A 22747-nucleotide genomic window follows, 5' to 3' on the forward strand; every position below is an offset into this window, starting at 1 on the left:
CCGCCGATAGTGAATATGTTGGTTCCGCTCGCTCGGAAACGACGAGGGACGGGTTCCGATCGCCCACGTCCGTCGTTCCGCGTCCGTCGTTCGCCCCCGATCGGCCTCAGCGAACCGAGTCGAGGAGCAGCCGCTGTTCGACCCGCTTCACCTCGTGTTGAACGTCGCGGACGGCGTCGATGTTCGCGGAGATGGAGGAGACGCCCTCCTCGACGAGGAAGTCGACCATCTCCGATTTCGAGCCCGCCTGCCCGCAGATGCTGGTGTCGACGTCCAGCTCGCGACACCGCTCGATGGTGTCGCCGATGAGTCGCAAGACGGCGGGGTGAAGCTCGTCGAAGCGGTCGGCGACGTGCTCGTTGTTGCGGTCGACCGCGAGGGTGTACTGGGTGAGGTCGTTGGTGCCGAAGGAGGCGAAGTCGATCCCCGCCTCGGCGAGCTCGTCGATCTGGAGCGCGCTCGCCGGCGTTTCGATCATCACGCCCCACCGATGCGTCTCGGGATCGATCCCCGCCTCGCGCATGTGGCGTTTCACGCCCTCGAGGTCGGCCGCGTCGTTGACGAGCGGGAACATCACTTCGAGGTTGTCATAGCCCATGTCGATGAGCCGCGCGAACGCGGCGAGCTCCTGGCGGAACGGCTCGGGTTTGTCGAGGCTCCGGCGGATCCCGCGCCAGCCCAGCATCGGGTTGTGCTCGTTCGGCTCGCCGTCGCCGCCCTCCAGCTCGCTGAACTCGTCCGTCGGCGCATCGATGGTCCGGACCCGGACCGGTCGCGGGTAGAACTCGTCGGCGACCCGTCGAACGCCGTCGATGAGCTCGTCCTGGTACGCCCGCTTGCCGTGGTCCGCGATGTACTTCTCCGGCGTCTTCCCGAGCGAGAGTACCATGTGCTCGATCCGGAGCAGTCCGACGCCGTCCGCGCCGGTCGCGGCCGCACGCTCGGCGGCCTCCGGGATCGAGACGTTCACCTTCACCTCCGTCGCCGTCATCGGCTTGACGGGGGTCTCCGGCCGCGCGGCCTCCACCGGTTCGAACTCCTCCGCGGGCTCGGCCGTCTCGTCGGCCCCGGCCCGGACGCTCCCCTTGTCGCCGTCGATCGTGACGCCGCCGCCCTCCTCCAGCACGCGGGTCCCGTTGCCCGTGCCGACGACGGCCGGGACGCCGAGCTCGCGGGAGATTATCGCGGCGTGACTCGTCATCCCGCCCTCGTCGGTCACGATCCCCGCGGCGCGTTTCATGGCGGGAACCATGTCCGGCATCGTCATCTCGGTCACGAGCACGTCGCCCTCCTGGACCTGGTCGAGGTGGTCGAGCTTCGTGACGATCCGGACGGTGCCGGAGACCACGCCGGGACTCGCGCCGAGACCGTCCACGAGCACGTCCGCCGCGTCTCCGTCTCCGTCGCCGCCGTCGCCGGCTTCCCCGCCGCCGTTGCCGGCCACCGCCGCGCTGAGGTCGTCGCCGCCGGACTCGTCGTCGACCGACCCGTTTGCGTCGTCGTCCTCGCGGATCGTGGTGATCGGCCGCGACTGGAGCATGTACACCTCGTCGTCGTAGATCGCCCACTCGACGTCCTGTGGCGTGCCGTAGTGGTCCTCGACGAGTTCGCCGAGTCCGACCAGCTCGTCGATCTCGTCGTCGGAGAGCACCCGCGCCGTGCGCCGGTCCTCCTCGACGTCGAGCTGGACCGTCTCGCCCGACTCGGGGTCTTTCACCATCTCGACTTTCTTGTCCGCGACCGTCACGTCCTCGACGCGGTCGCGGCCGCGGTCGTACACGTAGTTGTCCGGGGAGACGGTGCCGGAGACGACCGCCTCGCCGAGCCCCCAAGCGGCCTCGATCGTCATCTGTGGGTCGCCCGTCGAGGGGTGGCTCGTGAACAGCACGCCCGACTTCTCGGCGTCGACCATCCGTTGGACGACCACCGCGATGTCGACGTCCTCGTGGGGGAACCCGCGCTGTTGGCGGTAGTAGATCGCCCGCTGGGTGAAAAGCGACGCCCAGCACTCCTTCACGCGCCGGAGGAGGTCGGCCTCGCGGACGTTGAGGAACGTCTCCTGCTGGCCGGCGAACGACGAGTCGGGAAGGTCCTCGGCGGTCGCCGACGAGCGCACGGCGACGAACGCCTCCTCGCCGTCTTCGCCCATCTCGCGGTAGCTCTCCACGATGCCTTCGCGGACCTCGTCGGGGAACGGGGTCTCGGTGATCAGCTCCCGAGCGGTCGCCTCCGCCTCCCGGAGCGCGGCGGAATCCTCGGGGTCCACGTCGACGGCGGCGAACAGCTCCTCGTCTATCTCCGCCTCCTCGATGAACTCGCGGTAGGTCCCCGCCGTGACGACGAATCCCGGCGGGACCGGCAGCCCCGCGCCGATGAGTTCGCCGAGCGAAGCCCCCTTGCCACCGACGGTCCCGATGTCGTCGGCGTCGACGTCGTCCAGCCAGAGTACTGCCATTCGTATGTCCGGTGGATCCACGACCCGCCGTATGAATCTTCCGAACCGAACGGCGCCGAATAAATGTTACTCGCGAGCGAGTTGTCAGCGGCCGTCCGTCGTCTCGACTCGAGATCGTCGTGTTTCGATGGAAGGAGGTAAACGGCGGTTCGAAAGCGAAAGAGGGCCGAGTTCGTCGCGGGTGTGACGAACCGAGAGACGGTCCGTACCTTCCCACACGCCTTCGGGTGACCTATACTTACTTGCTGATCGAATGATCGGTCCGAACACGTGTTACAGGTGCTGTAACATCACTGTCGACACGGACGGCGAGCGCGACCGGCGCGGCAGACGGATCACTCGCCCGCCAGCCGCCGCCGCTCCGTCCGAAGGAGACGCTCCCAGAGTCCGAACAGGCGGCTGTCGAGGCCGTAGGCTTCGTCCACCCGAGCGACCCAAGCGTCGTCGGCGAAGAGCAGTCGCTGGAACCGCCGGACCTCCGGGGAGAGGCGGTCGCGGTCGCCGGCGTAGTACGACAGCGACTCCTCGCGCGTCCGCTCGACGAGGTCGCTCGGGACCGCGATCCCGTCTGCGGCCGCGACGTGGACGAACCACTCGAGGTGTAACAGCGCGGCCGCCGCCAAAAATCGCTCGCGGAAGCCGGAGAGCCCCGCGAGCGCGGGGCGGCCGTCGACGACGACGTCCCGCGGGCGCGAGAAGTGCGGGGCGCTCACGGTGACGCCTCCGGCGGCGGCGACCTCGCGCGCCACCCGGCGGAGCCGCCACTCGCCGTATCGGACCGGCGCGATGAGGCCGAGTTCGTACCACAGCGGCATCCACTCGCAGTAGGGTTCCGAGAAGACGCCGTCCGCGAGCAGCGTCGTCGCCACCGAGCGCGCCGACGCCGGCGAGAGGTCGGTCGGGTCCGCGGCGAGCCGCGCCGCGATCCGGTCCCCGTCGAGGTCGGCGGCACCCGGAAATCCCATCCCCTCGGCGACGTGGCGGGTGTACGCGCGGCTCGCGGCGTACCAGTCGGCGAAGTCCTGCGGTTCGGTCGATCGGAGGAGGCGGAGGACGGTGATGGGGAGCGTAGGGGCGGCCGGGTCAAAACCGCTCCGCCCGGTCCGCGTCGTCGTCGTTCGGCTCGTCGTCGCCGCTCGGCTCGTCGTCCCCGCCGTCCGCGAGCGCGTCGTCGTCGTTCGGCTCGTCGTCGCCGCTCGGCTCGTCGTCCCCGCCGTCCGCGAGCGCGTCGTCCAGTCCCCACTCGCTCGCGCGCGCTTCGGCTTCGGCGCGCGCCTGCTCGCGGATCGCCGCAATCCGGTCGTCGTCCGCGAGGAACGCCGCGACCGCATCGGCCTCCTCGCCGTCGTCGTCCGCCAGTCGCTCGGCCGGTGCGGCCTCGCGGGTCCGGTCCGCGAGGTCGGGATCGTCGGCGAGCTCCGTCGCCGCCGCGGCCGGCGGGATCCTGAGCGACTCCTCGGCGTGGGCCGCCCGGAGGGCGTCGGGCGCGACCGCGTACAGCTCGACGCGGTACGGGCCGGGCACGGCCAGCTCGGCGAGCGCGTCGGGGCCGCCGCTGTCCGTCACGGTGTTGTACGCCAACACGGGGACGCCCGCCTCGAAGGTGAGCACGCCGCGGGCGTCGCCGGCGAGCAGCAGCGTCTCCTGGGGGACGACGGTGGCGTAGCCGGTCAGATCGCGGTCGAGCGCGGCGGCGAGGGTGGTCCCGATGTCGGAGACGACTCGCGACCGGAGGAGGTCGCCACGGGGGATCTCGAGGACCGGCTGGTCGGTCGAGCCCCCTACTCCGTCCGTCGATCCCGTCGCGTCGGTCGACCGTCCCGACCCGCCCGACGGCCCGCTCATGGCGTGTCCGGGACGACCGCGCTCTTGAACCGCGCCGCCACCGCGTCCTCGTCGCCGTCGCGCACCTCGAGGCGGGCGGCCGCCTCGCGGTACCGCGCCGCGGGCTCGCTGTCGGGCGCGTGCGCGAGAAGGGGCTTCCCGGCCCGCCGTGCCGCGCGGACCACGTCGCTGTCGGGCACCTCCGCGAGCACCGGACCGCCGAAGTGGCGGCCGGCCTGCTCCGCGACCGCGGCCGCCGGATCCCGCACCTTGTTGAGCAGGACGCCCGCGGTCTCGGTGCCGTACGACCGGGCGTACTCCTGGACCTTCAGCCCGTCCGAGAGCGCGGGGATCGTCGGCTCGACCACGATCACGACGCGGTCGGCGAGGACGACAGGCAACACCGCGGACTTCGATCCGAGCGCGGCCGGCGAATCGAGGAGGAGCACGTCGGTGTCGCGGGCGAGTTCGGCGACGACCTCGCGGAGCCGCGCGGGATCGGCCGCCGAAAAGCCCGCGAGCGAGGTGCCACAGGGGACGACGGAGAGCCCGAACCGCTCGTAGGTCGCCTCCGAGACGTCGGTCGCGGTCCCCTCGACGAGGAGGTCGTGGAGGGTGACCGCCGCGTCGTCGAGTCCGGTGTGAAACAGCAGGTTCGCCATCCCGGTGTCGGCGTCGACGACGGTCACGTCGTGCTCCTCGGAGAGCGCCATGCCGAGCGCGAGCGTGCTCGTCGTCTTGCCGGTGCCGCCCTTTCCGCTGGCGACCGCGAACGCCTCGACCATGCCCTCTCGTCCGCGTCGGCGCGTTAAAAGGTGTCCGTTGCCGGTCCGATCGGCACGCCAACGGCACGTGGCCGGACTTCCCCGAGATCCCGTCCATGAGGGAAGCGTCCTCGGCGTCTCCGAGAACAGCGCTTTTGTTCACTCGGATCAATACTCCGCCATGGTCGAGACGATATCCGCGAACGAGTTCCGCGACATGGTCGACGCGGCGCGACGTGGCGAACGCGAGTTCGTCGTCGTCGACACCAGACCGGAGGAGAGCTACGCGGGCTGGCGGATCGCCGGGTCGATCAACTACGTCTACAAGCCCTTCCACGACTTCGACCGCGACGGGTTCGAGGCGGAGACCGGGATCGGCCCCGAGGAGACCGTCGTGACCGTCTGCGCGAAGGGGAAGTCGTCGCACGCGCTCGCCGACGACCTCGCCGCCGCCGGCTACGAGGACGTGTACGCCATCGACGACGGGATGCGCGGCTGGTCGGCAGTGTACGACCACGCCGAGATTCCCCTCCCCGACGCCGGCGACGACACTCTCGAGATCGTCCAGATCCAGCGCCGCGCGAAGGGATGTCTGGGGTACCTGATCGTCGGCGGCCGCGCGGCCGACGGCGAGGACGGCGAGGACGGCGAGGACGACGATCGCGTCGCAGTCGCTGATTCCGACGGCTCCCGTATCGCCGTCGCTATCGACGTCTCCCGCCACGGCGAGGAGTGGCGGACCGCGGCCGCCGCCCGCGACGCGTCGATCGCGGCCGTGCTCGACACCCACGTCCACGCCGACCACCTCTCCGGCGGCCGGGCGCTCGCGGACGACCTCGGCGTCCCCTACGTCCTCCCGGCCGCGGCAGCCGACCGCGACGTGGCGTACGACTTCGACGCGCTCGAGCGCAACGAGGTCCTCGACGTCGGCGGGGTCGACGTGAAGGCGCTCGCGACCCCCGGCCACACCGACGACGGCGCGAGCTACCTCGTCGGGCGCTCCGCGGTTCTCACCGGCGACGCCCTCTTCACCGACAGCGTCGGCCGGACGGAACTCCAGTTCGCGGCGGGCGACGAGGGGAGAGAACGCGAATCCGCCGGCTCGCGAACCGGCGCGGAGCGACTCCACGACTCGCTCCACGGCACGCTCCTCGCGGAGCCCGACGACGTCGTCGTGTTGCCCGGTCACTTCTCGGTCGCGAACGACGGGACCACCGGCGACGCGGTCCCGGGAGAGCCCGTGGCGACGACGGTGGGCGAGGCCCGAACGGGAATCGGGATCCTCGACCGGGACCGGGAGGCGTTCGTCGAGGAGATCACGGCGACGTTGCCGGAGAAACCGCCGAACTACGAGTCGGTGATAGCGGCCAACCGCGGGGTCGAATCGCCGGCCGACGAGGTCGCGGCGATCGAACTCGAGATGGGACCGAACCGCTGTGCGGCCGAGCCCGCGCCGGAGCCCGAAGCCGACGACTGACGCGGCCGGGAGCCGTCGACTGACGCGGTCGGGAGCCGTCGACTGAACGCGACCGAACCTACTCGTCCTGGAGGTCGGCCTCCCGCAGCGCCTCGTTTAAGTCCTCGCGGACGCGCTCGCCCGTCTCGCGGTCCATCGCGGTCGTGACGATCCGGTTCTCCTGGACGCTGGAGCCGTCCCGGAGGAGGAGCCGGACGTTCCCGTTCGTGCCCGCGCGCGTCGCCTTCGCGCGCAGCCCCGTCCGCGAGCCGGTGCCGCCGGCGTCGATCGGCCCGGGAACGACCTTCTTGACGTGGGGGTGTTCGGCCACCGTCTGTACCGCCCGCCGACCCTTGCGGTCGCCGATGAGCGTCGAGTGCGACCCGCCGATCTTCTCGCGCGGCGGCGTCTCGACCACCTCCAGCGCGCGGTCGCCGCGGCGGTCGAGCACCCACGCGACCACGTCGCCGTCGGCGTCCCCGTCGGGCACGCGGTAGAACTCGTGGTGGATCTGCGCGCGCGTCTCCCGGAGGGGCTCGCGCGCGCCGGCCGCGTACACCGTCTCGGGGCGCTTCCGGCGGATCTCGTCGGCGACGCGGCCGGCGAAGTTGCGCAGTTGGACGTGCGTCAGCTCCTCGTCGGCCTCGGGTCGGGTCGTGACCGCCGTCTCCCCGACGACGTCGTCCTCGTCGAGCACCGTCAACTCCGCGCGCTCCTCGGAGAACTCGACGACGACCGCGTCGCTGTTGGCGGTGTTACAGGTCAGACAGTAGTCCCCGGGCTTCTCCAGGGGGATCCCACACCGCCGGCAGTTCATACCGACCGGAGGCACGTGTCCGATAAAAGGCCGTTCGTTCCGGTCGGCTCGAGCGCCCGAAGCGACCGGAGCAACCGATATTAGTGTCCGCCCCTCGGATCGACGGTATGGACGCCGACCGCGCCGGACCGGACGGGAGCGACGACGGGTCGGACGGGACCGACTCCGAGTCGGACGGATCGGACCGGCCGGGCGACTCCGAGTCGGACGGATCGGACCGACTGGGCGACACTGAAGAGCGAGAGAGCGCCTCCCCGGAGGAGGAACTCGCCGAGCACGCGGTCGACGGCGGCTGGGCGATCGATCTGTTCCGCAGCGGCCGGAGGAACGCGCTGATCGCGTGGGCGATGGTCGCGGTGCTCGTCGGCGTCTTCCTCGAGAGCCTGCTCGGGTTCGACCTCCTCTCGATGGCGCTCGTCGCGGCCATGGTCGCGGTCGTGGTCGCGCCCGCGATCGCCGCCGGCGACCCCCGAGCGATGCTCCCGTGGGAGCTGCTCGGACTCGCGCTGTTGCCCGTGTTAGTGCGCGCGCTCTTCGGCGGGGATCTCGGCGTCTTCGCGGTGTACCTCGCGATCGCCGCGCTCGCGCTCGTCATCACCGTCGATTTACACATGTTCACGTCGCTGCGGGTGACCCACTGGTTCGCGGTCGTCCTCGTCGTGATGACCACGATGGCCACCGCGGCGGCGTGGACGATCCTCCGCTGGAACGCGGACCGGACCCTCGGAACCGAGTTCCTGACGACGAACGAGGCGCTCATGATCGAGTGGCTCTACGTGACGCTGGCCGGACTCGCCGCCGGCGTCCTCTTCGACGCGTACTTCCGGCGTCGCGGGCTTCGGCTCCGCCGGGCGATCCGACGGGTGGTCCGAAAATGACGCTCCTGCCCCGCCCGTCGATCCGGGACCAGAAACGGCTCACTCGGACGATGCAGGCGGTCCTCGCTGGGATCCTCGTCTACGGCGTCGTCGCGGGCGCGCCGAAGGCGATCTCCAACGGCGGGATCGCGCTGCTCATCACGTTCGTTCCGGCGGCGCTCGAGCGGAACTACGAGGTCCCGATCGACCCCTGGCTCGGCGTGTGGATCACGAGCGCCGTCTTCTTTCACACCTTGGGATCGGCCGCCCTCTACACGCGGATCGAGTGGTGGGACCACCTCACGCACTCGCTTTCGGCCTCGCTCGTCGCCGGGGTCGGCTACACGGCATTGCGCGCCGTCGACCTCCACAGCGACCGGATCCGGATCCCGAGTCGGTTCGCGTTCGTCTTCATCCTCCTCGTCGTCCTCGCGTTCGGCGTCGTCTGGGAGCTGTTCGAGTTCGCGCTCGACATCGTCGCCGCCACGACCGGCGTCACCATGCCACTGGCACAACACGGGCTCGACGACACCGTCCTCGACCTGATGTACAACTCGGTCGGGGCGCTCCTCGTCGCGACTTTCGGACAGGCGCACCTCACCGGCGTCGCGGAACGGTTCCGCGAGGGGCTCCTCGCGCGGTCGGACGGCTCCGGGAAGTGAGTCGGACCGCTGACGCGAGAGTCCCTCCGTCAGTCGAGACAGGCCGCGACGACGCGTAGGGCGGCCTCACCGCGAACCTCCTTCGCCAGAAGCGGAACCCGTTTGACGTCGCGGCCGCGGAAGAGGTCGGTCGCGTCCCGGAGCGCCGCCTGCTGGACGTCCCACCGTCGCGCGCAGAACTCGCAGTGTTCGGGATCCGGCTCGACGATCCACTCCGGATCGACGTCGGCAACCTCGCTCACCCGCTCCATCACGCGGTTGACGACGAGGGTGTTCACCGGTATTCCGAACTCGTCGAGGCGGGCGACGAGTCGCTCGGACTCGACGACGCTCATCTCCTCGGGGATCATCACGACGCGGAAGTCGGTCCGTTCGGGGTCGCGTAACACGTTCCTGAGGCGCTCGATCCGCGTCCGTAACTCCTCGAGGTCGGCGCTCGGATCGGGGCCGTCGTCGTCCCCGCCGAACATCCCCTTGATCCCGTCCATCATCCCCGAGAAGCGCTGACGGAGCGACATCACGCGCCCGATCATCGAGTCCATGATCTCGGGGAGTTGGAGGAGACGGAGGGTGTGGCCGGTGGGTGCGGTGTCGACGACGACCCGGTCGAACCGCGGGTCGTCGAGGTACTCGAGCAGCTGGCGCATCGCCGCGGCCTCGTCCGCGCCGGGCATCGTCCCGCCGAGCAGCGAACCGGGCTCGCCGTCGACCCCGTCGCCTCCGCCGGTGCCGTCGGCGGCGTCCGCCATCCCGCCCATCCCCGGCATGCCGCCCATCGCCTCGCCCATCTCGCCCAGCCCGCCGAGCGGGTCACCGTCCGCGCCGAACATCCCCTCCTCCATCGCGGCGTCGGGGTCGATCTCGGCGGCGTAAAGCGGCACGTCCTCGTGGACCACTGCCGGCTCGGCGGGCACGTCGATTCCGAAGGTGTCCGAAAGCGAGTGGGCCGGGTCCGTCGAGACGACGAGCGTCGGGACGCCTCCCGCCGCAGAGGAGAGTCCGGTCGCGGCCGCCATCGTCGTCTTCCCCACGCCGCCCTTCCCGCCGTACAGCACGTACTCCGGGGCGTCGACGCCCCGAGGAAGGTCCTCGCTTCCCGTGTCCTCGTCGTCGACGCGTTCGACGGGCTCGACGTCGATGTCGTCCATGCTCCCTACTGGCGGCGGCGCACTTGTGTACCCGTCGGTCCGGGATCACGGGTGGGACGGGTGGGACGGGGGCCGAAAGGCGAGCGGGCTACGGCGACCCGTCGAGCCGTTCGACGACAGTCTGGAGGTCCGCTTCGGTCTCGATCTCTCGTTTCACTTTCTCTCGGCGGCGGACCGCCGCGGAGTCGGCGTCGTACGCGCGGACGTACTCCGCGCGGGTGTGTTCGTCGAACGCGTGTCGGATCGCGAAGTAGCCGTCCGGAACGATCGTGCCGCACACCTTACACTCGTGGCGCTGGTGTTCTCGCGTCTGGTGGAGCACGGCCGACTCCACGTCCTCGAAGACGGCGTCGCACCCGTCGATACCGCACGCCCAGGGAACCATGTTCCACGGTTCCCGCCGAGCGGATTAACGGTTTCCCCCGAGGACCCCGGATCGGCGACGAACGGTGAGACCCGAAGTCGTCGACGAACGATACGCCTTTGGGCGACTGTGTGTACCTCCGATCGTGAGCCGATCTCGAACGCGCGTCGACGCCCACGTCAAGGTCCTCGACGACCGCGTCGTCGCCCGCGCGAAGGAGCGCGGGATCGACGCGCTCGTGTACGCGCCGCATTTCACCCGGCTGCCGACGATCCGCGAGCGCGCGACCCGGTTCTCCGACGACGATCTGACGGTGGTTCCCGGCCGCGAGGTGTTCACCGGCGACTGGGGAAACCGCCGACACCTCCTCGCGATCGGGCTCGCGGAACCCGTCCCCGATTACATCACCTTCGAGGGGGCGATGGCGGAGTTCGAACGCCAGGACGCGGCAGTCCTCGTCCCACACCCGTCGTTCGCGACCATCTCGCTCACCCGGCCCGAACTCGCGGCTCACGACCCTCGGATCGATGCCATCGAGACGTACAACACGAAGCTGCTCTCTCACCAGAACGACCGCGCACGCGACATCGCGGACGACCTCGACCTCCACGGGTTCGGGTCCTCGTACGCGCACCTCGGGTCGACCGTCGGCGAGGCCTGGACCGCTTTCGAGGGAGTCCTCCCCGACGCCGAGGCGGTAGTCGAGGCGTTTCGCGAGGGACGTTCCCGAACGGTCGTTCGGCGCAGCGGTCCCGGGCACCGACTCCGTGGTCTGATCGAGTTCGGGCATCTGGCCTACGAGAACACCTGGATGAAGGCCGACCGGCTGTTCCTCTCCGGCGAGGAGCCCACTCTTCCCTCGAACGTCGCTTACCGGGGCCGGTTCGACGACGTGGCCGTCTACGAGTAGCGAGGCGGCGATCGTTCGACCCGTTTTCGTTCGAACCGATCGCTAGATCGAGTGCGCTCACTCGGTAGTTCTCGAGTGACTGAACACATCTCTGAGGAGCATCCCACCACTACTGATAGCGAGGAATCCACCGATAGCTTGGAGGACGGCTGGAAGGGTACCATCTGAGGATCCCGAAAAAACGAGGATGATAGATAATCCGATTAGCATCAAGTACAACGCGGTCTCATACATATCTGGACGTCGTCTCTCCACTGGGTAATATCTGTGAATTGACCCCGTCCGAGCCGAGAGATAGCACTCTCTGGGCAGATAAACGGATCCGACACAACGTCGAGAACCGAGCAAACGTCGCGCTCGGGCACGCTGATCTGGCAGCGGACGAGCTGGAGAGACTTGATTTTCCAGATTCCGATCGAAATGCCCGATCTGCGTACAGGACGTGGTGACATTTTCCTCGTCGTGAATCGGGCCGTGAACTCCATGGAGTAGGACGGCCGGTCTCAGGTGCGGTTCTCTTCTCTCCCAGAAGTCACGCTACGACCATCGCATACAATACGACACAAAGGCCGAGAACTGTCACGAGACCTCGTACCAGAAGGACGATGCCTCCCTCCACCCCGGTCAGATCTGTGAGTATGACTGCCACGTATACGCCCGCGGTTAGTAACGCGATACCGACGGCAAGCGCTCGCATCTTGGTGGAGCCGTTACGTCGGTATCCACGATAGGCCAGCGTCGCGACGAACAGTCCCACAACGGCAGTTACGCTACGGGCTACTAACTCCACACTGAGCGGTTCTATCGTCAGCAAACTCGCTGGTATCATCGCATCTCACCGCCGTACACCGTCCACAGGATCGTCCCCAATCCGACTAATTCACAGCCACTAACGAGTATCGAACGCCCGGTACTCCCGATGTCCGTCGCCGTCGGCAACGCGACACGAAGCAGTTCGGGCACCGTGATCAGGAAGATGAGCCCCACCGCGAGCCAGAGCATCTCGCGGTGAGCCGGTCCTCGACGATAGCCACGGATCAGCACCGCGGCGATGGTCACCGACAACACCACCGAAACCACCGAGAGAGCAAGCACGGCAAGTGCGATGAGTGGGTCGCTCCCCGTGGTCTCCACCTGTCCTACGAGCATCTTAAGATAACCCCTCGAACAGTTCTGTGAACCGGTCGGCAGGGTCCGTCGAGCGTGACACGGCTACCTCGTAGCTCCCGTCGGTGAACGTGACGGTAACGTTCTCCACGGTGGCCACGTACCGCTTGTAGTGATGGCCGTCGGGATCGAACTCCTGCCGTTCGGTCACGAGGCCTGCGTCATGTAACCGATCGAGACGGCGGTACGCCGTCGAATCGGACATTTCACAGGCCGTACAGAGTTCATCGACTGACATCGGTTCGATCGTGAGGTGTGCGAGGATCGCTCGGGCGTACTCGTCGTCGAGTAACGCTAGGACGGCGTCCTCGTCCTCGCCCATGTCCATGCCAGATCCGGGTAACAGTAAAAAACCCGTCACAGCTTCCGGGTCGGAAGTCGTGCCTGGGGTGCTAGGTATATCCGGATACTTGCGCCAGGTATGTCGTTACAATCGACGGTTGGCCGGGTCCTATCGACTACCCTCCCGGAGAGGATCCGTCAACTCTGCTGGCCGGTCTGGAACGCCGAACAACGCCGCTTGCGCGCGCCGCTCCGTGCGCTCCTACCGACGGTACTTACCTTTCTTCTCCTCGCAATCCTCCAGACCACGATCCGAGCCAGGTTCGTCCATCCGGTACGAGAGCTCCTCGAATTGACTGGAATCGCCATCATTCTCATTGGCGCGGTGCTTCTTAGTACACGAATCATCGACCGGCGTCCCATGAGCGGATTCGGCCTCTCGTTCGACCGAGATTGGTGGCGCTCGTTTGTCGTCGGTGGATTCGTCGCCACTGCGATCAACGGTGGCGCACTCGTCGTGGCACTCGGCGCCGACTGGGCTACGTTCGCTGGCGTAATGCGTGGGTCCGGCGACCTACCGTTCTTGCCTGCGATGGGGATCGTGTTCGGGTATATCGCTTTTGCGGCCGCATGGGAAGAGTTCGTTCTGCGTGGTGCGATGGTGAAGAATCTCGCTGAGGGATCGAACGGATACGTTCCCAAGTGGGTTGCTGTCGGCCTTGCTGTGGCTCTGAGCACCCTCGTGTTCGCGTTTCTACACGGTGGGAAGGTAACGCATCTCAGTCAATACGGGTACTACCTGATCGCTGGACTGGTACTGAGTGGAGCGTACGTCCTGACCGGCGAACTCGCCCTCAGTATCGGCTTTCATGTGTTCTACAATTTCACTCAAACCGCGATTTTCGGTCTCGGTCACTCACAGCAAACTCCAGAGCTCTTCGCTGTCGACATCGTCGGGCCATCGCGTTGGGTTGGTGAGGAGGGACTCGTTTTTGTCGGCTTCGCCATCCTTGGTGGCTTGCTACTGGTTGCGTATATACGCCGACGCGACGGGAAGATCGAACTCGACGATCGTGTGACTGCGTACACCGGACGGTAACACATCTCGGACGAACTCATGCCAACCGCATTCCCCCACCAGACTCCTGTCGAACACACACCGCGTGAACGGTCGAGAATCGTCATCGACGACCAGCCGACCGACACGCTTCAGGTCGTTTCCTCGGATACCGCACAGCAGATACTGGCAACGCTCGATGACGAACCAGCGACGGCCTCCGACATCGCTGATGCTATCGGTACATCCGTACAGAACGCCAAATACCATTTGGGACACCTCCGTGAGGCCGACCTGATCGAGGCGGTAGACACATGGTACTCTAGAAAGGGGATCGAGATGACGGTCTACGCCCTCTCGGTGGAGGAGCTCGTCATTCAGTTTGGGAACACCACCGCAGAGACACGGCAGTGAGTCACGATCCGTCCCGTGGAGGAAGGTCGCCAAGGGTGCCCGGGCCGTCGGTGTGCGTGGCGGTAGAGAATACAGCTCCGTCGACCAGTACTGGTGGAGATATCACTTGATGATGAAGGTCCGGATCGAACGCGTAGTGCCAGCGCATCTCCCCCGATTTCCGATCGAACACGCTGATCGTCTTCTTCCCAGAAGTTGCGTCCGCCCTCAGATCCCGAATCCGGCGGTCGCCGACGAGAGGTCCACGTCGAGCGAGACGACGTAGGTGGTGACCGCCCAGAAGGCGGCTATCTCGAGGGCGGTGATGATCACGGTCACGAGGTCCGCGTACTTGCTGCTCGTGGTGACGCCGAACGGGATCGAGAACTCCTCGTCCGAGAGGGGGTGAAAGAGCGCGATCCCCCGGCGACTACCGAACAGGTCGAGCAGGTAGTGAGTCACCACGCCGACCCAGACGAAGTGGAGGTTGTCGAAGACGATCGGGTACGCGGAGACGACCGCGAGCACCGGGAGGCTGTGGAGCGTCTTCCGGTGTTTGCCGAAGGCGGTGTCGACGTCGGGGAAGAGCGCGCCCAACACGATCGGCACCGTGATCTGGGCGACCTTCCGGGCGGTGTCGACGTCGACTCCGGGCTCCAGCACGAACCCGAGTCCGACGGCGAGAAGCAGCGCGTTCAACACGTGACCGCGTTTGTTCATGCCCCCGTCTCTCGCGGCGTCGACCGAAAAGGCACGGATCGCGGCCGACGGGGACGACCGGGAGCCGACGGGGACGACTCGAAACCGGGTCAGGGGAACGCCACGAAACCGGGTCGGGGGAACGCCGCGGAACCGGGTCGAGGGAACGCCGCGGATCCGGCGTCGAAAGAGCCACGGGGGCCACACCCCATGAACGGGCATGGAGTACGAGGAGCCCAAGTTCTTTCAGGTGATGAAGTACGGCGCGGACGCCGACCGCGACGTCATCGACATGGTGAGCGGCAACCCCGACTGGGAGCCGCCCGCCGCGCTCCGCGAGGCCGTCGCGGCGTACGCTGAGCTGCCGTCCGCCGAGTTCCAGTACCCGCCGAGCGAGGGGATCCGGGAGCTTCGCGAGGCGATCGCGGTCAGGCGAGGCGTCGACGTCGACCGGATCGTCCTCACGAACGGGACGGGCGAGGCCAACTACCTCGGGATGGCGCGGGCGCTGGAGCGCGACGCCGGCGACGAGGCGCTGTTGATGGACCCCGTCTACCCGTACTACCCCGGCAAGACCGAGTTGCTCGACGGCGACCCGACGCTCGTCCCGACCGAGCGCGACGGCGGGCTCGACGTCGACGCGGTCCGGGAGGCGGCGAGCGCCGAGACCGCGCTGATCGTCCTCAACACCCCGAACAACCCCACGGGGGCCGTCTACGACCTCGAGAAGGTGCGGGAGGTCGTCGAGATCGCGGAGTCGGTTGACGCGCTCGTCGTCGTCGACGAGGTGTACGACCGCTTCGATCACACCGGCTCCTTCGAGTCGGCGCTCTCGCTCGACTCGGACCGCGTGATCGTCACCAGCGGCTTCTCGAAGTCGATGGCGATCACGGGCTTCCGCGTCGGCTACGCGATCCTCCCGGACGCCCACGTCGACGCCGCGAAGACCCGCCACATGCTCGTGAACATCGCGGGCTCGCGGCCCGCCCAGTACGCGGTCTCACACGCCCTGGAGGCGACCGAGGAGGAGTACTACGCGGAGGCGCGCGAGCGGCTCGCCGACCGGATCGACGCGTTCACGGAGGCGCTCGACGCAGCGGGCGCGGAGTACACCCGGCCCGACGGCGGCTTCTACGTGCTGGCGCGGTTCGAGGGCTTTCCCGGCACCATGGAGAACGTGAAGCGGCTGATCGACGAGGCGGGCGTCGCGGGCATGCCCGGCGACACCTTCGGAACCGCCCGCGACGACTGGCTCCGGTTCGCCCTCGTCACCCCGCGGTCGCTCGAGGCCGCCGAGCGGCTGGTCGACTACTTCTCGGAACGGTAACCGCGGCTCCGTCCGCCCCCGCGACCGCCTACCCGACGACGTCGACGCCGGTGACCTCGAAGCGCGCCCCGCCCTCGCGGCTCTCCTCGACCCGTATCTCCCAGCCGTGTGCCTCGGCGATCTCCTTCGCGATGTTGAGTCCGAACCCGGTACCGTCCTCGGCGGTGGTGTAGCCCGTCTCGAACACTCGCTCGCGGTCGGTCTTCGGGATCCCGGGGCCGTCGTCGGCGACGTAGAACCCGGCCCCGCCGTGGCTCTCAGCCCGCGTCGAGGTGTACATCGGCTCGACGGTCCCGACCCTGACCGTCACGTCGTCGCCGCCGTGGTGGACGCCGTTGCCGAGCAGGTTCTCGAGAAGCTGTCTCACGCGTCCGGGGTGTCCGCGGATCTCGCCGTCGGTCTCGACAACGAGCGTCGCGTCGGCCGTCTCGACGCTCGTCCACGACGCCTCGACCGCGTCCGCGAGCGCGATCGGTTCGATCTCGGCGATCGTCTCGCCCTCGCGGGCGAGCGTCAGGAGGTCGCCGATCAGCGCGAGGCTCCGATCGACCGCGTCGGCGGCCGGCTCGAGGTGCTCGTCGTCGCGCTCGGCACGGGCGAGTTCCAACCGCCCCTGCGCGACCGAAAGCGGGTTGCGGAGGTCGTGTGAGACCACCTCGACGAACCGCTCGAGACGATCTCGCCGGCGCTCTGCTTCGCGTATCGTGCGAGCCGACTCCACCGCGGTCGCGACGCGGTGAGCTAAGACGGCGTCGCCGTCGGTCGCCGGGTCCCGTCGGACGTAGTCCGTGACGCCCGCCGAGAGGGCCTCGCGAGCCGAGACGGCGTCGTCGCTTCCGAGGCCGTCCCCGCCGACCTCGTCGTCGACGTAGACGACGAACGGGAGGTCCGGGTCGTGAGCGCGGACGCGGTCGTGAAGCGACGTCGCGCCGCCGCTCGCCCGAGCGACGGCGACGACGCAGTCGTAGCTCCCGGCGACGAGCCGATCGAGCGTCTCGTCGGGGTCCGCCGCGAGGTCGACGGTGAGCCGATCGTCCTCGCGTTCGAGCGCGGCCGCGGCCCGTTCCGCCGCGTCGGGCTCCGGTCCGACGAGGAGAACGGGTATCGGAGGGTCGGTCGTCGCCATGAGTTCCAGTCTCGATCGGATCTCTCGGGCGTCCGGTGTTATATGTATCCCCCGGATCGCGACGCTTGACGGCGTCACCGACGCGGTTTCGGAGACGTCCGGCGTCGGCCGTCTCCCGACGGCCGCCGCCTCCCGGCCGCCTCCCGGCCGCTACCGGTCGTTGATCGCCGCGCGGACCGACGCACGGTAGCGTCCGGCGAGCTCGGAGACGACGAGCCGGTCACGGGGGTCGACGCCGATCGCACGGAGGGTGAGCAGGTAGGCGGCGACCCCGACGACCGTCCCGACCGCGGCTCCGGGCGTTCCGCCGACCGCGGCCCGGACGGTCGACATGACGCCGACCATGACCGCTCCCGCCGAGAGCGGCACGAGGAACGTCCGGTCGAACGGCCACAGCCCCTCGAACCGGCGGAGCAGCAGGACCTGTGCCCCGTTCTGGACGGCGATGGCGGCGGAGGTGCCGAGCGCGGCTCCCACGAGCCCGTACCGCAACACGAACGCGTACGTCAACCCGACGTTGAGCGCCGCGAGCAGCCAGTCGAGCGCCATCCGCGCGTACTGGTGGTCCGTCATCATGAGGAGCCAGCCCGTCGCGCCGACCGCGCTGCCGACGAACACCCCGCCGAGGTAGACGACGAGCGGGAGGTACCCGCGGACGTACGTCTCCCCGAAGAGCGCGAGGAGGGGCTCGCCGTACACGCCGAGCGTCGCGATGACCGGAATGACCGTGGTGACGATGAGCCGGGTCACCGAGGCGTACACCGCGTTGAGCGTCCCCATCCGGTCGGCGGCGTACAGATCCGAGGCCACCGGCGGGAGCAGTTGGTTGAACGAGAGCAGCGGGATCCACGCGATCGAGATCAACACGAGGACGACGTTGTACACCCCGGCTGCGACCGCGGTGAGGAGCGCCCCGACGAGCAGCACGTCGATCCGGTTTTGAAACACCTTACCGAAGCTGCTCATTGCGACCGGCGCGGCGTGGTCGTAGAAGCGGCGCGCCTCGCGGCGCGCGCCACGAAGGGTCGGGACGATCCCGGTCACGCGGACCGAGGCGGGAACGCCGACGGCGACGAGGAGCGCGGTGGCCGCCACGATCGCGCCGGCGACGCCGACGACGGAGTGGCCGAGCGCCAGCGCGCCGGCCGCGCCGACGAGCCGGACCGCCGGGCGGAGCAGTTTGTTGAACAGGACCTCGCCGCGCGCCGAGCCGATCGCCCGGAAGACCGCCCCGGTGACGGTGACGAGGCCGATCAGGCCCACGAGGACTCCGAAAAGGCGCATCGTCGGCGGGAACGCCGGGTCCGTCACCGTGAGGTCGTTCACCCGCGGGGCGGCGACGTGGACGCCGAGCGCGAACGCGACGCCCGCGACCGCGGTCGTCGCGTACGCCAGCCCGACCACCCGCGACCGGCGGTCCGGGTCGGCGGCGGGCACGAACCGCTGGAGCGCCGGCACGCTCCCGAAGGGAACGAGCCGAGTGAGCACCTGGGCGATCCGCCACGCGAGCGCGTACACGCCGTAGGTCACCGGCCCCAAGCCACGGGCGAGAACGAACTCCGTCGCGGTCATGAGCCCGCGCTGCGCGGAGAAGGCCCCGCTCGTGACGACGGCCCCGCCGGCGATCGTCACCAGCGCGTCGCGCTCGTCGTCGGGGATCTCGTCGTCCGGGGTCGCGTCCCCGGCGTTTCCGTCGGTCGTCTCCGGCGTCGATTCGGTTCCCACGGTGATTCGTCCGACCGAAGCGTCGTTCGCGGATTAAGCGATTCGCTCCCGGACTCCGGCGAGCCGTGCCGGTTCGTACGGGTACTACCCGAAATTCTCGACCTTCGCGCCGTCGGCGTCGCCGCCGGCGGCCTCGATCGCGTCCCGGGCGTCGTCGACGAAACCGGCGAAGCCGTAGACGAAGACGGCCTCGTCGGCCGCGCCCGTCACCGCCTCGGCGACGGCCGCCGACAGGTCGTCGTCGCCGTCGAGCACCGCGATCGACGCGCCCCGGCCCCGGAGGTCGTCGAGGCGGGCCTCGTGGGCGGGGTCGTCGTCGCGGTAGACGACCGCGGCCGCACCGCCGTCGTCGATCGCCCGCCGGGCGATGGCGACGGCCGGGCCGATGCCGGGGCCGCCGGCGAGAACCACGACGCGCCCCTCGCCGTCGTAGTGCTGGTCGCCGAAGGGCCCCGAGAGGGACATCTCGACGCCCGGTTCGATGTCGGCGAGGAACCGGGAGAACTCGCCGCCCTCCTCGACGTCGATCCCGACGGTGACCTCGAAGGTCCCCTCGGTCGTCGGCGAGGAGAGCGTGTAGAACCGCGCGACGGCCTCGCCGTCGATCTCCGTCCCCAGCTTCACGAACTGGCCGGGCTCGGCGGCGAACCCGTCGGGCGTGTCGAACCGGATCGCGTACGTGTCCGAGCCGACCTCCTCGACCGCCGTCACCGCGACTGTCGCGTCCATACGCCCCGTCGGTCCCTCGGACACAAACGTGTTCTCGTCTCGCGTTCGCCCTCCGGACGGATCGACCGGTTCGCCCAATCGGTTCGACGTGCGTCGAAATCGACTGCGACGGACGCTGTCGATCGGATCGGATCCGGTTGACGATCGGCCAATATCTACGGGATCGATCGGCGTCGGAGGCCGATAAATCGACAATATTCGCGAAAAACAGGACATGCGTTGAATAACCGGCGGATGCCGCCATCCAGAAGCCTTTTGATGAGTCCGAGTGAACGCTCGACATAGAATGGCTGCGGACTTCAACTGGGCCGTCGGCGGAGAGGCCGGCGACGGCATCGACTCGACGGGCAAGATATTCGCGCAGGCGCTGTCCCGATCGGGTCGACACGTGTTCACGTCGAAGGACTTCGCTTCGCGGATCCGCGGCGGATACACCGCGTACAAGGTGCGAACCTCCGTCGACAAGGTACAGAGCGTCGTGGACAGACTCGACGTGCTCATCGCGTTGACCCCGCGGACCATCGAGGAGAACCTCGATGAGCTCCACGAGGGGTCCGTGATCATCTACGACGGCGAGCGCACGACGATGCAGAACGTCGAGATCCCCGAGGGGATGATCGGCATCGACGTCCCGCTCAAGCGACTCGCCGAGGAGGCCGGCGGCGCGATCATGCGGAACGTCGTCGCGCTCGGCGCGGCGTGTGAGGTCGCGGAGTTCCCCATCGAGAACCTCGATTCGGCCCTCGAGAAGCGCTTCGGCGACAAGGGCCAGAAGCTCGTCGACAACAACAAGGAGGCGGCCCGTGCGGGGCAGTCGTACGTCGCCGAGGAGTACGACGCCGAGTTCGAGTACGACCTCGAGACGACCGACGAGGACTACGTGCTGCTCAACGGCGACGAGGCGATCGGCATGGGTGCCATCGCAGCCGGCTGCCGGTTCTACTCCGGCTACCCGATCACGCCCGCGACGGACGTGATGACGTACCTCACCGGCCGGCTCGAGCGGTACGGCGGCCACGTCGTCCAGGCGGAAGACGAGCTGTCGGCGATCAACATGGCGCTCGGAGCCGCCCGCGGGGGCGCACGGGCGATGACGGCGACGTCGGGGCCGGGGATCGACCTGATGACGGAGACGTTCGGGCTCGTCGCCACCTCGGAGACGCCGCTCGTCATCTGTAACGTGATGCGGTCGGGTCCCTCCACCGGGATGCCGACGAAACAGGAGCAGGGCGACCTGAACCACATGCTGTACGGCGGCCACGGCGAGGTCCCCCGATTCGTGCTCACGCCCACCACGGTCGACGAGTGCTTCTGGAAGACGGTCGAGGCGTTCAATCTCGCCGAGAAGTACCAGCTTCCGGTCTACCTCACGGCGGACCTCTCGATGGCGGTCACCGAACAGACGTTCTCGCCGGACGCCTTCGACATGGACGCGGTCGAGGTCGACCGCGGCTTCGTCGTCGACGACGCGTCCGTCGAGGAGCACCTCTCGGAGAGCGGCGGGTTCCAGCCGCACGAGCTGACCGAGGACGGGATCTCCCCGCGCGCGTTCCCCGGCACCGTCGACGGCGCGCACATGTCGACCGGGCTCGAACACGACGAGCAGGGCCGGCGGACCGAGGACACGGAGATGCGCGTCGAGCAGGTCGACAAGCGCAACCGGAAGGTCGAGACGGCGAAGGAACGGGAAGACTGGAGTCCCCGCGAGTTCGGCGACGAGGACGCCGAGAACCTCGTGATCACGTGGGGATCGAACGAGGGCGCGCTCGCGGAGGCGCTCGACCTGCTCGATGAGGACGGCATCGACATCCGCGTGCTCTCGGTCCCGTACGTCTTCCCGCGTCCCGACCTCACTGAGGACATCGAGGCGGCCGACGAGACCATCGTGGTCGAGTGTAACGAGACCGGGCAGTTCGCGAACCTGATCGAGCGCGACGCGCTGGTTCGCGTCGACCGGATCAACAAGTACGACGGCGTGCGGTTCAAGGCGGACGAGCTCGCACGAGAGATCAAAGCGACCCTGGAGACGGGGACGGAGGCGACCCAATGAGTTCAGACGTTCGATTCACCGACTTCAAATCCGACAAGCAGCCGACGTGGTGTCCGGGATGCGGCGACTTCGGCACGATGAACGGCATGATGAAGGCGCTCGCGGAGACGGGCAACGACCCCGACAACACCTTCGTCGTCGCCGGCATCGGCTGCTCGGGCAAGATCGGCACGTACATGCACAGCTACGCGCTTCACGGCGTTCACGGCCGGGCGCTCCCGGTCGGTACCGGCGTCAAGATGGCGCGACCCGACATCGAAGTGATGGTCGCCGGCGGCGACGGTGACGGGTACTCCATCGGTGCGGGCCACTTCGTCCACGCGGTGCGGCGCAACGTGGACATGACCTACGTCGTGATGGACAACCGCATCTACGGGCTGACGAAGGGTCAGGCGTCGCCGACCTCGCGCGAGGACTTCGAGACGGCGACGACGCCCGAGGGTCCCAAACAGCCCCCGGTCAACCCGCACGCGCTCGCGCTCGCGTCGGGCGCGACGTTCATCGCGCAGTCGTTCTCCTCGGACGCCCTGCGTCACCAGGAGATCATCCAGGAAGCCGTCGAACACGACGGCTTCGGCTTCGTGAACGTCTACTCGCCGTGCGTGACGTTCAACGACGTCGACACCTACGACTACTTCCGCGACTCGCTCGTCGACCTCGCGGAGGCGGACCATGACCCGACCGACTACGACGCGGCCAAGGACGTCATCCTCGACTCCGATAAGGAGTACCAGGGCGTCATCTACCAGGACGAGAACTCGGTGCCGTACCACGAGCAGCACGGCGTCGACGAGGACATGTCCGACATCCCCGACGGCGCGCCGGAGAACGCGACCGACCTGGTTCGCGAGTTCTACTGAACGCCGCGGCAGCCGCTCCCGTTTTCGCGCTCTTCGGACGTCTCTCGTTTCTCGCCGTTCGTATCCCGACCTCCG

The 22747-nt window shown here is 68.3% G+C and carries 23 protein-coding genes; 9 read left to right on the forward strand and 14 right to left on the reverse strand.

Annotation, left to right across the window (positions count from 1 at the left end; translation table 11 throughout):
- Nucleotides 1-106 precede the first annotated feature (106 nt).
- From ppsA to FN829_RS11115, 4 genes are all read right to left on the reverse strand, one after another.
- Entirely contained in the window at nucleotides 107-2455 is a 2349-nt protein-coding gene (ppsA, locus tag FN829_RS11100; protein WP_142987046.1) for a phosphoenolpyruvate synthase, read from the reverse strand.
- 335 nt (nucleotides 2456-2790) lie between these two features.
- A complete protein-coding gene (locus FN829_RS11105; protein ID WP_142987047.1) occupies nucleotides 2791-3420 on the reverse strand; it encodes a hypothetical protein in 630 nt (209 codons plus the stop codon).
- Nucleotides 3421-3538: 118 nt separating this feature from the next.
- A complete protein-coding gene (locus FN829_RS11110) occupies nucleotides 3539-4300 on the reverse strand; it encodes a hypothetical protein (protein WP_246066517.1) in 762 nt (253 codons plus the stop codon).
- Nucleotides 4297-5064 (reverse strand): nucleotide-binding protein, encoded by a 768-nt coding sequence (locus FN829_RS11115; protein ID WP_142987048.1) that lies wholly within the window; start codon nucleotides 5062-5064, stop codon nucleotides 4297-4299. Before FN829_RS11115 ends, FN829_RS11110 begins: the two co-directional genes overlap by 4 nt.
- A 160-nt stretch (nucleotides 5065-5224) precedes the next feature.
- Between FN829_RS11115 and FN829_RS11120 the strand changes: the two genes are divergently transcribed.
- Nucleotides 5225-6520 (forward strand): MBL fold metallo-hydrolase, encoded by a 1296-nt coding sequence (locus FN829_RS11120; protein ID WP_142987049.1) that lies wholly within the window; start codon nucleotides 5225-5227, stop codon nucleotides 6518-6520.
- Nucleotides 6521-6578: 58 nt separating this feature from the next.
- Here the strand turns inward: FN829_RS11120 and FN829_RS11125 are convergent, their stop codons facing one another.
- Entirely contained in the window at nucleotides 6579-7316 is a 738-nt protein-coding gene (locus FN829_RS11125; RefSeq protein WP_142987050.1) for a DUF2103 domain-containing protein, read from the reverse strand.
- 107 nt (nucleotides 7317-7423) lie between these two features.
- Between FN829_RS11125 and FN829_RS11130 the strand changes: the two genes are divergently transcribed.
- Nucleotides 7424-8194 (forward strand): hypothetical protein, encoded by a 771-nt coding sequence (locus FN829_RS11130; RefSeq protein WP_142987051.1) that lies wholly within the window; start codon nucleotides 7424-7426, stop codon nucleotides 8192-8194.
- Nucleotides 8191-8835 (forward strand): hypothetical protein, encoded by a 645-nt coding sequence (locus tag FN829_RS11135; RefSeq protein WP_142987052.1) that lies wholly within the window; start codon nucleotides 8191-8193, stop codon nucleotides 8833-8835. Before FN829_RS11130 ends, FN829_RS11135 begins: the two co-directional genes overlap by 4 nt.
- Before the next feature lie 29 nt (nucleotides 8836-8864).
- Here the strand turns inward: FN829_RS11135 and FN829_RS11140 are convergent, their stop codons facing one another.
- Complete coding sequence (locus FN829_RS11140) at nucleotides 8865-9983, reverse strand: ArsA family ATPase (protein WP_142987053.1); 1119 nt, start codon at nucleotides 9981-9983, stop codon at nucleotides 8865-8867.
- Nucleotides 9984-10071: 88 nt separating this feature from the next.
- The gene (locus FN829_RS11145; protein ID WP_142987054.1) at nucleotides 10072-10368 is read right to left on the reverse strand and encodes a DUF7565 family protein; all 297 of its coding nucleotides are present in this window, start codon (nucleotides 10366-10368) and stop codon (nucleotides 10072-10074) included.
- Nucleotides 10369-10489: 121 nt separating this feature from the next.
- On the opposite strand from FN829_RS11145, the gene FN829_RS11150 reads away from it, so the two are divergent.
- On the forward strand, nucleotides 10490-11257 hold the full coding sequence (locus tag FN829_RS11150; protein ID WP_142987189.1) for a PHP-associated domain-containing protein: 768 nt from the start codon (nucleotides 10490-10492) through the stop codon (nucleotides 11255-11257).
- Between the two features lie 532 nt (nucleotides 11258-11789).
- Here the strand turns inward: FN829_RS11150 and FN829_RS16450 are convergent.
- From FN829_RS16450 to FN829_RS11165, 3 genes are read right to left on the reverse strand one after another with little or no spacing between them, the layout of a single operon-like run.
- On the reverse strand, nucleotides 11790-12086 hold the full coding sequence (locus tag FN829_RS16450) for a DUF7521 family protein (protein ID WP_142987055.1): 297 nt from the start codon (nucleotides 12084-12086) through the stop codon (nucleotides 11790-11792).
- On the reverse strand, nucleotides 12083-12406 hold the full coding sequence (locus FN829_RS11160) for a hypothetical protein (RefSeq protein ID WP_142987056.1): 324 nt from the start codon (nucleotides 12404-12406) through the stop codon (nucleotides 12083-12085). Before FN829_RS11160 ends, FN829_RS16450 begins: the two co-directional genes overlap by 4 nt.
- A 1-nt stretch (nucleotide 12407) precedes the next feature.
- The gene (locus tag FN829_RS11165; RefSeq protein WP_142987057.1) at nucleotides 12408-12746 is read right to left on the reverse strand and encodes an ArsR/SmtB family transcription factor; all 339 of its coding nucleotides are present in this window, start codon (nucleotides 12744-12746) and stop codon (nucleotides 12408-12410) included.
- Nucleotides 12747-13127: 381 nt separating this feature from the next.
- Between FN829_RS11165 and FN829_RS11170 the strand changes: the two genes are divergently transcribed.
- Together FN829_RS11170 and FN829_RS11175 are read left to right on the forward strand one after the other, a co-directional pair.
- Entirely contained in the window at nucleotides 13128-13805 is a 678-nt protein-coding gene (locus tag FN829_RS11170; RefSeq protein WP_246066518.1) for a CPBP family intramembrane glutamic endopeptidase, read from the forward strand.
- Nucleotides 13806-13823: 18 nt separating this feature from the next.
- Complete coding sequence (locus tag FN829_RS11175) at nucleotides 13824-14177, forward strand: ArsR/SmtB family transcription factor (RefSeq protein WP_142987059.1); 354 nt, start codon at nucleotides 13824-13826, stop codon at nucleotides 14175-14177.
- 207 nt (nucleotides 14178-14384) lie between these two features.
- Here FN829_RS11175 and FN829_RS11185 read toward each other — a convergent pair whose 3' ends face one another.
- On the reverse strand, nucleotides 14385-14876 hold the full coding sequence (locus tag FN829_RS11185) for a metal-dependent hydrolase (RefSeq protein ID WP_142987060.1): 492 nt from the start codon (nucleotides 14874-14876) through the stop codon (nucleotides 14385-14387).
- 199 nt (nucleotides 14877-15075) lie between these two features.
- On the opposite strand from FN829_RS11185, the gene FN829_RS11190 reads away from it, so the two are divergent.
- A complete protein-coding gene (locus FN829_RS11190) occupies nucleotides 15076-16182 on the forward strand; it encodes a pyridoxal phosphate-dependent aminotransferase (RefSeq protein ID WP_142987061.1) in 1107 nt (368 codons plus the stop codon).
- Nucleotides 16183-16210: 28 nt separating this feature from the next.
- Here FN829_RS11190 and FN829_RS11195 read toward each other — a convergent pair whose 3' ends face one another.
- The 3 genes from FN829_RS11195 to FN829_RS11205 all read right to left on the reverse strand — a co-directional run bounded on the left by FN829_RS11195 (nucleotide 16211) and on the right by FN829_RS11205 (nucleotide 19762).
- The gene (locus FN829_RS11195; protein WP_142987062.1) at nucleotides 16211-17308 is read right to left on the reverse strand and encodes a sensor histidine kinase; all 1098 of its coding nucleotides are present in this window, start codon (nucleotides 17306-17308) and stop codon (nucleotides 16211-16213) included.
- Nucleotides 17309-17458: 150 nt separating this feature from the next.
- Nucleotides 17459-19033, reverse strand: a complete 1575-nt coding sequence (locus FN829_RS11200) for a lipopolysaccharide biosynthesis protein (RefSeq protein ID WP_394348708.1) — start codon at nucleotides 19031-19033, stop codon at nucleotides 17459-17461.
- 84 nt (nucleotides 19034-19117) lie between these two features.
- Nucleotides 19118-19762 carry an FAD-dependent oxidoreductase gene (locus FN829_RS11205; RefSeq protein ID WP_142987064.1) on the reverse strand — a complete coding sequence of 215 codons (645 nt, stop codon included), beginning with the start codon at nucleotides 19760-19762 and terminating at the stop codon, nucleotides 19118-19120.
- 286 nt (nucleotides 19763-20048) lie between these two features.
- On the opposite strand from FN829_RS11205, the gene FN829_RS11210 reads away from it, so the two are divergent.
- Complete coding sequence (locus FN829_RS11210) at nucleotides 20049-21812, forward strand: 2-oxoacid:acceptor oxidoreductase subunit alpha (RefSeq protein WP_142987065.1); 1764 nt, start codon at nucleotides 20049-20051, stop codon at nucleotides 21810-21812.
- Nucleotides 21809-22672, forward strand: coding sequence for a 2-oxoacid:ferredoxin oxidoreductase subunit beta (locus FN829_RS11215; protein WP_142987066.1), 864 nt, complete (start codon nucleotides 21809-21811; stop codon nucleotides 22670-22672). Before FN829_RS11210 ends, FN829_RS11215 begins: the two co-directional genes overlap by 4 nt.
- Nucleotides 22673-22747: the final 75 nt, after the last annotated feature.

Origin of the sequence: Halorubrum cibi (assembly GCF_900182635.1) — an archaeon.
Classification (GTDB): domain Archaea; phylum Halobacteriota; class Halobacteria; order Halobacteriales; family Haloferacaceae; genus Halorubrum; species Halorubrum cibi.

What these genes read in the sequence shown, in the direction of transcription:
- ppsA (WP_142987046.1), bottom strand. Translation starts at nt 2,455, where the DNA reads ATGGCAGTACTCTGGCTGGACGACGTCGACGCCGACGACATCGGGACC.
- FN829_RS11105 (WP_142987047.1), bottom strand. Translation starts at nt 3,420, where the DNA reads ATGGGATTTCCGGGTGCCGCCGACCTCGACGGGGACCGGATCGCGGCG.
- FN829_RS11110 (WP_246066517.1), bottom strand. Translation starts at nt 4,300, where the DNA reads ATGAGCGGGCCGTCGGGCGGGTCGGGACGGTCGACCGACGCGACGGGA.
- FN829_RS11115 (WP_142987048.1), bottom strand. Translation starts at nt 5,064, where the DNA reads ATGGTCGAGGCGTTCGCGGTCGCCAGCGGAAAGGGCGGCACCGGCAAG.
- FN829_RS11120 (WP_142987049.1), top strand. Translation starts at nt 5,225, where the DNA reads ATGGTCGAGACGATATCCGCGAACGAGTTCCGCGACATGGTCGACGCG.
- FN829_RS11125 (WP_142987050.1), bottom strand. Translation starts at nt 7,316, where the DNA reads ATGAACTGCCGGCGGTGTGGGATCCCCCTGGAGAAGCCCGGGGACTAC.
- FN829_RS11130 (WP_142987051.1), top strand. Translation starts at nt 7,424, where the DNA reads ATGGACGCCGACCGCGCCGGACCGGACGGGAGCGACGACGGGTCGGAC.
- FN829_RS11135 (WP_142987052.1), top strand. Translation starts at nt 8,191, where the DNA reads ATGACGCTCCTGCCCCGCCCGTCGATCCGGGACCAGAAACGGCTCACT.
- FN829_RS11140 (WP_142987053.1), bottom strand. Translation starts at nt 9,983, where the DNA reads ATGGACGACATCGACGTCGAGCCCGTCGAACGCGTCGACGACGAGGAC.
- FN829_RS11145 (WP_142987054.1), bottom strand. Translation starts at nt 10,368, where the DNA reads ATGGTTCCCTGGGCGTGCGGTATCGACGGGTGCGACGCCGTCTTCGAG.
- FN829_RS16450 (WP_142987055.1), bottom strand. Translation starts at nt 12,086, where the DNA reads ATGATACCAGCGAGTTTGCTGACGATAGAACCGCTCAGTGTGGAGTTA.
- FN829_RS11160 (WP_142987056.1), bottom strand. Translation starts at nt 12,406, where the DNA reads ATGCTCGTAGGACAGGTGGAGACCACGGGGAGCGACCCACTCATCGCA.
- FN829_RS11165 (WP_142987057.1), bottom strand. Translation starts at nt 12,746, where the DNA reads ATGGGCGAGGACGAGGACGCCGTCCTAGCGTTACTCGACGACGAGTAC.
- FN829_RS11170 (WP_246066518.1), top strand. Translation starts at nt 13,128, where the DNA reads ATGAGCGGATTCGGCCTCTCGTTCGACCGAGATTGGTGGCGCTCGTTT.
- FN829_RS11175 (WP_142987059.1), top strand. Translation starts at nt 13,824, where the DNA reads ATGCCAACCGCATTCCCCCACCAGACTCCTGTCGAACACACACCGCGT.
- FN829_RS11185 (WP_142987060.1), bottom strand. Translation starts at nt 14,876, where the DNA reads ATGAACAAACGCGGTCACGTGTTGAACGCGCTGCTTCTCGCCGTCGGA.
- FN829_RS11190 (WP_142987061.1), top strand. Translation starts at nt 15,076, where the DNA reads ATGGAGTACGAGGAGCCCAAGTTCTTTCAGGTGATGAAGTACGGCGCG.
- FN829_RS11195 (WP_142987062.1), bottom strand. Translation starts at nt 17,308, where the DNA reads ATGGCGACGACCGACCCTCCGATACCCGTTCTCCTCGTCGGACCGGAG.
- FN829_RS11205 (WP_142987064.1), bottom strand. Translation starts at nt 19,762, where the DNA reads ATGGACGCGACAGTCGCGGTGACGGCGGTCGAGGAGGTCGGCTCGGAC.
- FN829_RS11210 (WP_142987065.1), top strand. Translation starts at nt 20,049, where the DNA reads ATGGCTGCGGACTTCAACTGGGCCGTCGGCGGAGAGGCCGGCGACGGC.
- FN829_RS11215 (WP_142987066.1), top strand. Translation starts at nt 21,809, where the DNA reads ATGAGTTCAGACGTTCGATTCACCGACTTCAAATCCGACAAGCAGCCG.